A 12,786-nucleotide genomic window follows, 5' to 3' on the forward strand; every position below is an offset into this window, starting at 1 on the left:
CTTGTTTATATCTCAACATCAGGTGATTTATGTCGATTAAAAAACTGGCCGCACATTTAGGATTATCAAAATCTACTGTATCGAGAGCCCTCAATGGCTATACAGATGTGAATGAGCAAACGCGTGAAAAAGTATTAAAGGCAGCTCAGGATATAGGTTATAAAGCGAACCCTACAGCAAAACGATTAGCTTCTGGTAAGTCTCGAAATATCGGCATCATTCTGCCTGCTCATTCAAGAATGTTTGTTTCATCTGCATTCTCCAAGGTATTAGCATCTGCCGCTGAGTTTTTAGCAAAACATGATTACCAGTTAATCGTGACAACTATTTTTGATTGGCAAGATGAACAACAAGTCTATTTTGATTTCATTACTAGTGGATTAGTTGATGGTGTTTTTATTGTACGTACCCGCCACGATGACCCTCGGATCCTAATGTTGAGGAAACATCACTTCCCTTACGTTTGTTTTGGGTTTGGTGATGATTTTACGGCTGACAGCTTTGTTGATGTAGATAATATACAAGCTTTTTATGACCTTACAAAACGTCAAATAAAGAATGGCCATTCACGTATTGCCTTCCTCGATGCGCCATTTGAATTAACCTTTTCACAAGCGCGTAAACAAGGTTATTTAAAAGCGATGCAAGAAGCTAATTTGACGCTTGACCCACGTTGGTTGTTAAGTGGTGAACTAAATGAACGTGAAGCAATGGAAATGACAAAAGAGATCATGTCTTTAGAGCAACGTCCTACTTGTATTCTGTGTGCTGACGATACAATGGCATTAGGTGCGATTGCTGCCTGTGAAGCGTTAGGTTATCAAGTGGGTATTGATATCGCTATTGCAGGTTATGGAGATTATGAACATAGCCGTTATACTAAACCTTCAATCACCACGGTAAAATACGACACTAGTGCTGTTGGTGAAGGAATGTCTAAACTAATATTAAATAAAGTAGAAAATAAGCAATTTGAAGTTAGTAATTGGCACCGAGCAACGATTGTTTCCAGACAATCTGATGCTTAAGAAATAAAATGTGCTGAGTTTTCTGCTGATAAATTAAGGAGTAAAAGGCTGTTCTTTCTATCATTTTTTATTAAAAAATTTTATCAATAGCTTCACTTTTTATACTAATAACCCCTTCTTCTGCTTATTATGAAAATCTAGGTTTTAATCGAGCTCATTACATTGTTTTATTGATTCTTATTAGTTTTTAGTGCAATGAATCAGCTATATGATGATTAAAGTGCTACGCAGTAATTATTTTATATCGTATTCATACAATTACTAAAATAATCGGTGAGCTCCCTATTTCTTGTACTAACATTATCCCTTTATATTAACTTTTACCTCGAATTAGGCTATTTTGCTGTATGCTATTTACTCTTATCCTTGATGTTTTCTATACAGATTCTACTTTTAAACCAATATAGGCATGTTATTAATGAATGTCATTTATTAGCAAAAGACTATCTTCATACTAATAATTAAAGAGGTGGGGATGAATGAAATGAAAAATACTGATAGCGTTAACGCACTCTCTTTTATTTTTAAACATATCAAACACGTTCTTATTGCGTTGGTATTAATTGGTTTTTCTTTATTGTTATTGATTGGGTTGTTGCGGTTTATTGATCAAGAGATCACTTGGTTTTTTTTTTATCCCGCAGTGATAGTCGCAATACTTTATGGTGGCATTGCCGCAGGCTTCATTACAACCTTACTGACTCCCTTGATGTTATTTTTTGCCTGGCCCTGGATCTCTACACACCCTTTAATTAATAGTATTTTTGATGTGGTTGAAATGGGTTCATTCATTATTATTTGTAGTTATATCACTTATCTCCATGGCTTATTACAGCGTAATAAAGCACAACTAGCACAATCTCAATTAGCGCATCAATCGGATCAACATGAGCATCAATTTATTACTAAACTGATTGATTCTATGCCTAATATGATCGGTTATTGGGATAAAGATTTACATTGTCAATTTGCCAATAAAGCATTCAGCGAATGGCATACACAGCAGCATAAAGACCTAATTGGTATCTCTTTTAAGGAATTGGCCGGTGAAGAACTGTTTCGCCTGAATGAGCCCCATATTAAAAATGTATTAGCGGGCAAAGCACAACGTTTTGAACGTACTCTAAAAAAGACGAATGGCTGTATTGGTAGTATTCTCGCGCAGTATATACCAGATTTTGACAGTGATGGCTCAGTGAAAGGTTTTGCTATTCAATCTAGTGAAGTGACTGAGTTAAAGGAAACAGAAGCAGAGTTAAAACTGGCAACTTGTGTTTTTGATAATACGGTTGATGCTATTTTAATTACCGATGTTAATGGCATTATTTTGTCGGTAAATCCTGCTTTTAGTTATATTACTGGTTACTCTCCAGAAGAAGCAATTGGGGAAACACCACATATTCTTAAGTCATATCGTCAGCACGAAGATTTTTATACGACCTTATGGGCGAAACTTAAGGAGCAAGGAAAGTGGTCTGGTGAAATATGGAATCGGCGTAAAAGTGGTGATATTTTTTTAGTACGTGTCAATATCAATATGGTTAAAGACGAAGAGGGTAAAGTCATCAGGTATATTTCTGTATTCAGCGATATCACCGACCTTTGGCATAAAGATGAAAGCCTAAAACATTTAGCTTTTTACGATGCATTAACTGATTTACCTAATCGCACCTTATTGATGGAGCGTTTGGGTCAAAAAATTATTAGTAGCAAACGTAAAAACAATCAAATTGCAGTGTTGTTTTTAGATCTGGATGGTTTCAAATTAATTAATGATTCATTTGGCCATAATATTGGGGATGAGCTACTTAAAGTTATTGCTAGCCGATTATTAGAACTGGTTAGGCAGTCCGATATCGTGGCGCGCTTAGGAGGAGATGAGTTTATCTTTGTTGTGGATAACCCAAAAAAGAAAGAAGAAATTTTGCATCTTGCCGAACGTATTATAGAAGCGATTAAAAAGCCGATTGAAGTAGATAGTCATAGTCTGGAAATAGGCTCATCAATAGGCATCGCGATATTTCCTGAAGATGGCGCAACTTGCATTGAATTAATTGAAAAAGCAGATCAGGCGATGTATCAATCAAAAGCATCTCAGCAACGTTCCATCCATTTTTATACTTCGAATTCGAATAAAATAGAGTGATAATTTTTCATTTTATAGTTCATTTCAAATCGCATCTCTAAGCACAACCTTCGTTGCTTCTTTACAGTATGTCCCCCTGTGCGATAAAACTGCTCTTAATTTTCTCTCGTTCATTAATTTTCTAACATTCATTAAATCGTCATATTTATTGAGTACTTTTAGCGAATAAATAATAAATTGCTATAAGGTATCAAATGTTAATAAATAAAATTGGTTTAGTGAGTGTTGTTTCTGCATTAGTGTTATTTAGTGCTGCTAATCGTAGTGTAGCTGCGGATATGGATAGTATTTTAGATACCTTTCCTAAGCAGGGCAGTGATTTGCCCTATTCAGTGTTACGCGCAGACTTAAAAGATGCAAAAACGCTGCAGCCTTTTGAAATACGTAACGGTGGATATGGCTCAGCGATGACTGCTCATCCAACTCAAAAAAATCAATTTTATGCATTAACAGACCGCGGTCCTAATGCCAATCATCAAGGTGATTATGGTAAAGGGAAGAGTTTTCCCGTTGCTGATTACACTCCTCGTATTGGACTATTTGAAGTGAAATTGAATGGCGAAATTGTGCAGATAAAGGACATTTTATTAAAGCGTCCTGATGGCAGTGTCATTTCTGGTTTACCTAATAGCTCTGCGCTAGGAGGGACTGGTGAAACTCCTTATCATGCCGATGGAAGTCCCGTATTAGTGAATGACCAACTACCCTATAACGCTGCAACTAACCCTATTAAACTAGATGATTATGGATTAGATGGAGAGGGACTAGTGGCCTTGAAAGATGGAACATTTTGGGTGAGCGATGAATATGGTCCACATATTGTTCACTTTGACCGTGATGGCGAAGAGATTACACGTATTAATGCCTTTAAAGATGACACGCGTTCGTTGTTACATTTACCTGCTGTATTTCAACATCGTCGTGCTAATCGAGGCATGGAAGGTTTAGCGATCACACCGGATCAAACAACGCTGGTGGGTATTATGCAATCAAGCATGAAGAACCCTGATAAAGCTTCACAAAAGGGCGACCTTACTCGAATTGTTAGCGTCAATTTAACTAATGGTGAAACTGAACAATATCTTTATCGCCAAGAGAAAGCCGAAAATGCTAATTCAGAAATAGCGGCATTAACTGCCAATAAATTTTTAGTGATTGAGCGAGATGGTAGCTTCCTTTTTGGTGGCCCTAAAAAAGCCAACCCTAATGCACAAAAGCAGGTATATCGAATTGATCTTACTTCTGGGACTGCGCTTTCTAGTGTGTCGTTATCCTCTTCTATGAAAGAAGATGAAAGCCATGGTTTACTGATTGATGGACTGACGTTAGAGCAATATGTGCAAAAGCATGGTTGGGATGCATTGGCGAAACAGGGCATTAAACCAGTCACCAAAAAATTGATCGTTGATATGGTCGAGGAGGTTGGTTATGCACACGATAAAATGGAAGGTTTGTGGGTCATTGATAATCAACATTTAGGCGTATTAAATGACGATGATTTTGCGACTTGGTCAACGGATGGAAAATTAGAGCAAAAGTATCTGGATAAAAACACCGTGGATGCTAACCGACTTTTCATTATTAAAAAGAATTTATTGGCAGAATAAAGCTCTATTGTTCAAGGGGCTGTTGTAGCAGCTCCTTGAAGTAAAATGGCTATATACCTTTCAAGGTAATTAATTGTTCATCTTGAAAGGTATCTGCTTCATTATATTAATCTACCTATCAATCACCCTATTAATCTGTCTATTAGTCTAATTATGCTTGCTGGTAAAAAAGAGCATTGCTGTGTTGCATGCAATCGCAATAGTTAACTATTACCCAATCATGCCACTAATAATATCTTTTCTCTTCACAATAATTGTTTCTTGAATTCGAGTAATAATCGTCATTATATTAGTTAAGCACGCACTCTTCTGATTCTTCATTTCAAAAAAATGCACCATGGTATTGCACTTATTAATTCACTGCTCAGATGTTCTTTATTATTATCAGCAAGTTAAGTTTTGGTATGTTTTTTGTACCTAAATAATAATGATTAGAATTAATAAACAGGATTAATATCGAGCGAATAATATATCGACTGTTTTATTTACTTCTACAAAGGCTAATGCTGAAGATCATATTTATTCCATTAAGTATGTGTTCAAATATTGATTAGAAGCGATATATACCCGTTATCAATCGATATGCTTTATTCAGTCGTTAGCTTGGACAGCAAGGCAAGGCGTGAAATGATGACCTATCGAGCGATTAACTACGTTAATCCTCTGCCGGTAGATGTAAAAACAAGTCTTTACATCTTAAATGGCTAGTCCTTATCGAATGTTGCAACGCTGAATTGCTTTTCGAGCTAACGACCCACAGGGCAAGTTGTGAGGCAAGCATCTTGAATGGTAACGGGTATAGGTTAACCAACAACAACGATCTGTTATTTAGAGGGATGGGTATAAGCTCAATGAAGTTGTTGAATAGCTAGAGGCAAAGTGAGGGCATGGATATGACAATCTATATCATTATTTTATTACTGATGGTGTTGTGTTTGGTACTGTTACATCACTATAAAAATAAGCAAAAAAAAATATTACAAACACAGGGCCTAGCTAATATTACTTATTTAAAGTCGTTGATCGGAGCAGTACAAACTTATCGAGGTTTAAGCTCTGCTTGGTTAAACGGAGATCAAAGTAAAAAAGCGATGCTACTTACTTTTGAGCAACAAGCTAATAGTGATATTAAACACTTGCAACAATATATGCTATCCAATCAAGGTGGGCATTGGGATTCCTTTGTGGATCATTGGGGGCGTGTCAATCAGCCAGGTAATACTAATGATGCAGAGAACACCTTTAAACAACATACACAGATGATCGCTAACTTAATATACCTGTTGGAAGATGAAGCGGAGCATAAACATTTAAATGCTATGTCGTTAAAGCAATTAAGGCATATCGGGTTGGTGTGGAGAGAGTTGATAAGAGCAACTGAAACGATTGGGCAGTCTAGAGCCATTGGAGTCGGTGTTGCGACTAAAAAGCAGTGCTCTGATCTGGATAAAGTCCGTTTATCTTTTTTGCAGCAAAAAATGCAAAAAATAATCAATGATGTATTGCCAAAACTAGGTTCACTTGAGAGTGAAAAAGAACAGCATAAACTCTTATTAACGGCTGCGATATCAACAATATTGTGTTTAATGGAAGCAATTGAAAGTAAATTAATTGAAGCAGATAAAATAACCATCAGTCAGAAACAATATTTTACATTGGCTAGCAACAGCATCAAATCACTAGATGACATTTTCAAACATCAAATAGAACAAATAAAGCAGGTTATTTGACTAATATCGTACCTGTCTCTTTATTAAAGTTCTCTATTAAAGTGCTCCATTAAGATTCACCATCTTGGATAGTACCCACCAATAATACTGGTGCTGCATCCAGCTCAGTCGCATCCATCATTGATGCAATACGTTCTACTGCGGATAATAATTGGCTTTGTTCCCACTCTTCAAGGTGCTGATAACGTTTAATGAAGTGTTCTTGCAAAGGTTGGGGTGACGAGCTGAGAACAATTTTTCCGGTTTCGCTTAATGATAAATGAACTTTACGTTTATCTGTTTTGCTACGCGTTCTGATCACGAAGTCGCGTGCTTCTAAGCGATCGATAATAGTGGTCACAGTGGCGGCACTGAGCGTTATTTCTTGGGCAATTTGTTTGGCAAGCGGCGCTTCTAGTTGAGCAATTTTTCTCATTACTAATAGCTGAGGTCCCGTTAACCCTGATTCTTTATTCAATTGACGAGAGTGAATACTGATCGCTCTGATCACCCGGCGTAAAGAAATTAATAATTGCTCGTGCTTTTCCATAAATTCAACCTTATTTTTTGCGTAGCATAACAAAAATAACCGTAACTCTCATATAAAAAAAGCAGAATAATGAAGGTCATTATTCTGCTTTTTTGATCATCTGCTTAATAATTAAAGCAGAAGGTTAAACTTATAAAGTTCTGATGGTATTAATCCATTAACTCAATTTTAGTAAAGTCAATTTTGTTCTCTTTTGGAGAGCGTTCAATATCAGATACTTTACGGTAATGGCCTATCAAGATGTAACCAAAACAACCTAAAATTAAGCCAATTGCTAGCGCGCCTACCCATTGGATTTGTAAAAAATCTAATTTGAATAGTAAAGTTAAAGCGCTCAATAACGTAATGTTACCAACGATATAAGGAATTTTACCAAAGCGTTGTACGGTTAAGTTTAAGTTATCAGTGTATAAACGAACCAGTGAATCAAGTGAATTTATTACAAAGGTAATACCTACAATGACCATAGCTAAGTTATAAAATCCTGCTGTCGAGATTGCATTTGCACTGTAGTAGTAAAGTACAGTAAACCAAATCGCAATTGGGATAGAAGGGAATATCATCATTGCTGCTAGTACTTGATAAGTTCTCATACCACTTACAAAACGAGAGGTAAATTGACCAATCATGATGCTCCAAGCGAACCACCAGAAAAGGTAAAACTCATGGTAGTCATTAAGCGGTAAGACAAAATGATTTATATTAGCAAAGTAATCACCTATCAATCCAAAGGTAGTAAAGAACTCACCAACACTTGAGTTATCAGATAAGAAAGCGCCAGACCACATAATGAGGATTAGTGCAAAGAATAACCAGCTACTACCTAAACTTAAAATGCGTACGTAACGAATACTTGTGCTTGAATATACAGCCGCTGCGATCGCTAAGAATACGATTAAGTAAAAGCTACCAACGATCGATTCCCCATCACCGAGACCTGGTAAATACCAAGGTAAGTTAGTTAATAGTAAGTATGCGGTAAAGGCACAGGTACCAATAATAACAACATTGTTAATAAACTTGATCAGCGGCACTTCGAAAAATTTAACTCTTGGCTCAATGACACAAAAGTAGAAACAAGTCACAAAGTAGAAAGCCCAAATCAAGAATGCCCAAAATCCAAACTCAATAGAGAGCGGATTAGTGAAGCCATATTCAGGACTTGTCGCTATATCCGCATAACCTGCAAACTCAGTGAGCGGGAACATGATCAAACCTACATCTAAACCAGAGGTAAATAAGATTGCGATAAAGGTAAATTTACGCACTGGCGTGACACCAATACATTGCATATTACCCCAACGATATAAGATAAAGGCAATGGCGGCAAAAACGAACAAAATGCCGGTTGATAACCAAAGAGTCATTATGTAGCCTCCCAGTGGATAGTGTTGATAAACATAGATAATTCCTTGTTTTATGTTTTAAAACGCTACGCCATTATTTTTAAGACAGTCTTGCCCTCAAACCTTAAGTATCGTATTGATAATAGACATCGGTCACGATAGTTAAACCCTGAAAAATAACGTAGTTTAATAGGTCATTTGCATTAATTGCTTAGGCTGACCTTTTACCTCGCTTTTGCCATCGCTTGCTGTAACGCATTTGATGACAAAAGATTAAAAGCTGGTGGCTATTAACTAGTTTTACGCTTTGGTGCGGTTAGTCGCTGACTAGTTTGCCAATCATCGGCTACGATTACTTTTGCCGTACTAGGCGCTAGTAATGTCCTCCCTAAAATAATATCTGCTGCCCGCTCTGCGACCATGATCGTTGGTGAGTTCAGGTTACCGTTAGGGATAGTTGGGAAAATCGATGAATCAACAACACGAAGTCCTTCGATGCCATGCACCTTAGTTTCTGAGTTAACTACTGCCATCTCATCTTCACCCATTTTGCATGAGCAAGAAGGATGGTAAGCACTTTCAACAGAGCTTCTGACAAACTCATCAATTTCTTCGTTTGTTTGTATTGTTAGTCCAGGTTGGATCTCTTCACCACGATATTCATCTAAACCCGGTTGATTAATAATTTCACGTGTTAAACGAACACAGGCTCTAAAGCCTTCAATATCATCTTGGTGTGATAAATAGTTGAATTGAATCTGTGGCGCTACATTGACATCACTTGAAACAACTTTGACTGAACCACGGCTTTTAGGCTTGTTATGGCCAATATGTACTTGGAAACCGTGCCCAGCAAACGCTTCTTTACCGTCATAACGCATTGCTGCAGGTAAAAAGTGATATTGAAGATCTGGCCATTCTAAACTCGCTTTAGATCGTATAAATCCACATGATTCAAAGTGATTGGTTGCACCTAAACCTGATTTATTTAAGATCCAACGAATACCAATTAATAATTTATTAAGCGGATCTATTTTACCGTTCAGTGAAATAGGCTTTAAACATTTGAACTGGAAGTAAAACTCAAGATGATCCTGCAGATTTTCACCGACACCAGGTAATTCATGTTGTTGCTCAATACCCGCTGCTTGTAATGTTTCTGCTTTACCGATACCTGATAATTGCAAAATATGTGGCGAGCCAATCGAGCCTGCGCTCAATAACACTTCTTTATTACAAAGCTGATCGATTATTTGTCCCTTCACTTCATAACGAACACCAACTGCTTTTTTATCTTCAAGCAATACTTTATGCACTAATGCGTGAGTCACGACGGTGAGGTTGTTACGTTTCATTGCAGGTCTTAAGTAAGCATTTGCAGTCGACCAACGCACACCATTTTTGACGGTCATGTGCATGGGGCCAAAACCCTCTTGTTGTTCCGCATTATAATCAGCAGTTGCTAAATAACCGGCATCTACACCGGCATCAACAAACGCTTGATATAATGGGTTTTTCATATTGTTGCCATTATTAGTGGCAAGTGGACCTGTGTCACCACGGTAATCATTACCGCCAAATGACCAAGTCTCTGCTTTCTTAAAATAAGGTAAGCAGTGAGCGTAATCCCAATTATCAGCACCTGCTTGCTGCCATTCATCGAAATCACGTGCATGGCCACGTACATAAACCATACCGTTGATTGACGATGAACCGCCTAATACTTTACCGCGAGGGCAATGCATACGACGATTATTCAAAAAGGGTTCAGCTTCAGTTTCAAACTGCCATGCATACTTTTTGGTGTTCATTGGAATCGAGAGGGCAGTTGGCATTTGAATAAAAATGCTCTTATCACTACCACCTGTTTCTAGTAGTAAAACTTTATTGTTTGCATCTTCTGATAAACGGTTTGCAAGTACGCAACCTGCGCTACCTGCACCCACAATAATATAATCATAATTTGTTGTAGTCATAGTCATCCTTAAAATGGGCTTTCAAGATTTTGCATGCCAACATATACCGCTTTAATTTGGGTATAAGCTTTTAATGTTTCACTGCCATTCTCTCGGCCAATACCTGACATTTTGTAACCACCGACAGGCATTTCAGCAGGTGAAGCACCGTAAGCATTGATCCAGCAAATACCGGCTTTAATTTGGTGTATCACACGGTGAGCGCGGGTAATATCTTGGGTAAAGACGGCCGCTGCTAACCCTAGGTGAGTATCGTTTGCACGTTTCACAACTTCTTCTTCTTCAGAGAAGGTAAGTACAGACATAACAGGACCAAATATCTCTTCTTTAGCGATTGTCATTTGGTCTGTACAGTCAGTGAAAATTGTCGGTGCTACGAAATAACCGTGAGGGGCATTGTCTGGTTGTAATGCTGTACCGCCAGTCAATAACGTTGCGCCTTCTTTTTTACCTATTTCAATGTAATCCAATACTTTTTGCTGGTGGTCTTTTGAAATCAACGCACCGAAGTTTGTTTCCGGCTGCATTGGGTCACCACAAATAATATTTTGCTGTGTACGCTCAACCAGACGCTCAATAAATTGTGGGTAAATATCTTTTTGTACAAATACACGTGTACCATTGGTACATACTTCGCCCTGTGTATAGAAGTTGCCTAGCATTGCGGCAGAAACGGCATTTTCTATATCAGCATCATTAAAAATGATTAACGGTGATTTACCGCCTAATTCCATGGTCACTTCTTTCAGTGAGCTAGCGGCTGCTGCCATTACTTTTTTACCAGTACCAACTTCACCAGTGAAAGAAACTTTAGCGATATCTTCATTACCGGTTAACCAAGCACCAACGCGTCCATCACCTTGTACAACATTAAAAACACCATCTGGCACACCAGCTTCAGTAAAAATTTCTGCTAGGCGCATCGCCCCGCGTGGTGTTTCTTCTGAAGGTTTAAAGATCATTACATTGCCACAGGCTAAAGCAGGAGCTGCTTTCCAACAGGCAATTTGTATCGGATAGTTCCAAGCGCCAATACCAGCACAAATACCCAAAGGCTCACGACGGGTATAATAAAAATCGTCACCGACGGTTTGTTGATTACCTTCAATACTTGGCGCAAGCCCTGCAAAAAATTCAATAGAATCAGCGCCTGTTACAACGTCAACTTCTGAAGCTTCTTGCCATGGTTTACCCGTATCTAATACTTCGCCTGCTGCAAGGTCATCATTATTTTCACGTAATAAAGCCACTGCTTTAAGTAAAATTCGGCTTCGTTCTATTGCTGTCATTGCTGACCAAGTAGCAAACCCTGCTTTTGAGCTGGCGATCACTGCTTGTTGTACTGCTTCTGTCGCAGTTTCTACTAAGTAACTAACTTGCCCTGTCGCAGGGTTAATCACTTCAAATGTTTCACCGGTTCCGTTGGCGATATATTGGCCATGTACGTAATTTTGATAAACGATTAATGATGACATTGATTTTCTCCATACTGCTTAAGAACAGTATTAATAAAGGCTTTAGATAAAATTTGAGCTTGTTTGAAGTCTTCTTCTGGTGCGGGGCTTAACGCACTGCGAAGCCAGAAACCATCAATTACAGCGGCAGTTTGTTTGGCTGCATCAATGGCTGCTGAAGGCGGTAATAACTGTTTAAAACAAAACAGTAAATTACTGTATAAACGCTGACTATTGATGTTTTGCAATCTTGCTAAGCCTGGTTCATGCATCGCTTGAGACCAAAAACTTAACCAGGTTTTTGTTGCTGCACTTGAACGCTGTAATTCGGTAAAGTTTGCTTCGACGATCATTGCAAGGCGATCCACCGGGGATAACTGCTTATCTGAAATTCTGATTAATAATGCTTGTTTTAATTGATCGAGAAGATATCTGAGTGCGGCTTCTATTAAGCCCTGCTTACCACCGAAGTAATGACTAATAATGCCCGACGACATACCTGCTATGGCACTGATGGTATTGATAGTGGTGTGTTGTAAACCATGATGCTCAACTGACGTTAATGTGGCGTCGATCAGTTGCTGTTGTCGCACTTCTTTAACAGCCGGTCTGGCCATAAATAACTTCCCTTTTATTTATTATGAGTCATAAAACGTTATTAATTGAACGTTCAATTAATAACAATCCTAATGATTAGTGCACTAACTATCAAGGTCTAATTTGCATTCCTTTTACATTTTTTGTTAATGGAATGAGTGTTTTTTGTTGCTTTTAAATCTCTTTTTTTGTCATAAGTTATTGTTTAGCAATGATTTGGACCTGTATTTGTAAGCTAAATGTAAAAAAATAGTTGTAGTTAAAATAGTTCTTGTTGTAACTATTTTTTCTGTTTTATTTGTCGGATAGTACAAGTTGTATGTTTTTGTTAAGCGCGATCTTTGTTTGTTATTGGTTAAATTTTACTTAGAAA

At 37.8% G+C, this 12,786-nt stretch carries 9 protein-coding genes; 4 read left to right on the top strand and 5 right to left on the bottom strand.

Annotated elements, in window-relative coordinates; genetic code table 11:
• Positions 1-29: 29 nt before the first annotated feature.
• From GQR44_RS12310 to GQR44_RS12325, 4 genes are all read left to right on the top strand, one after another.
• A complete protein-coding gene (locus GQR44_RS12310; RefSeq protein ID WP_166372069.1) occupies positions 30-1,028 on the top strand; it encodes a LacI family DNA-binding transcriptional regulator in 999 nt (332 codons plus the stop codon).
• Positions 1,029-1,503: 475 nt separating this feature from the next.
• Positions 1,504-3,174, top strand: a complete 1,671-nt coding sequence (locus GQR44_RS12315) for a diguanylate cyclase (RefSeq protein ID WP_240923647.1) — start codon at positions 1,504-1,506, stop codon at positions 3,172-3,174.
• Positions 3,175-3,368: 194 nt separating this feature from the next.
• Positions 3,369-4,781, top strand: coding sequence for an esterase-like activity of phytase family protein (locus GQR44_RS12320; protein ID WP_166372070.1), 1,413 nt, complete (start codon positions 3,369-3,371; stop codon positions 4,779-4,781).
• Between the two features lie 887 nt (positions 4,782-5,668).
• On the top strand, positions 5,669-6,511 hold the full coding sequence (locus GQR44_RS12325; protein ID WP_166372071.1) for a nitrate- and nitrite sensing domain-containing protein: 843 nt from the start codon (positions 5,669-5,671) through the stop codon (positions 6,509-6,511).
• Between the two features lie 49 nt (positions 6,512-6,560).
• Here the strand turns inward: GQR44_RS12325 and GQR44_RS12330 are convergent, their stop codons facing one another.
• The 5 genes from GQR44_RS12330 to betI all read right to left on the bottom strand — a co-directional run bounded on the left by GQR44_RS12330 (position 6,561) and on the right by betI (position 12,433).
• Complete coding sequence (locus GQR44_RS12330) at positions 6,561-7,040, bottom strand: MarR family transcriptional regulator (protein ID WP_166372072.1); 480 nt, start codon at positions 7,038-7,040, stop codon at positions 6,561-6,563.
• Between the two features lie 149 nt (positions 7,041-7,189).
• Positions 7,190-8,407: a BCCT family transporter gene (locus GQR44_RS12335; protein WP_166372073.1), complete on the bottom strand. Its 1,218-nt coding sequence runs from the start codon at positions 8,405-8,407 to the stop codon at positions 7,190-7,192.
• A gap of 269 nt (positions 8,408-8,676) precedes the next feature.
• The gene (gene betA / locus GQR44_RS12340) at positions 8,677-10,368 is read right to left on the bottom strand and encodes a choline dehydrogenase (RefSeq protein ID WP_166372074.1); all 1,692 of its coding nucleotides are present in this window, start codon (positions 10,366-10,368) and stop codon (positions 8,677-8,679) included.
• A 2-nt stretch (positions 10,369-10,370) separates the two neighbouring features.
• The gene (gene betB / locus GQR44_RS12345) at positions 10,371-11,837 is read right to left on the bottom strand and encodes a betaine-aldehyde dehydrogenase (protein WP_166372075.1); all 1,467 of its coding nucleotides are present in this window, start codon (positions 11,835-11,837) and stop codon (positions 10,371-10,373) included.
• Positions 11,825-12,433 carry a transcriptional regulator BetI gene (gene betI / locus GQR44_RS12350; RefSeq protein WP_166372076.1) on the bottom strand — a complete coding sequence of 203 codons (609 nt, stop codon included), beginning with the start codon at positions 12,431-12,433 and terminating at the stop codon, positions 11,825-11,827. Before betI ends, betB begins: the two co-directional genes overlap by 13 nt.
• Positions 12,434-12,786: the final 353 nt, after the last annotated feature.

Origin of the sequence: Psychromonas sp. SA13A (assembly GCF_011378715.1) — a bacterium.
Lineage (GTDB): Bacteria > Pseudomonadota > Gammaproteobacteria > Enterobacterales > Psychromonadaceae > Psychromonas.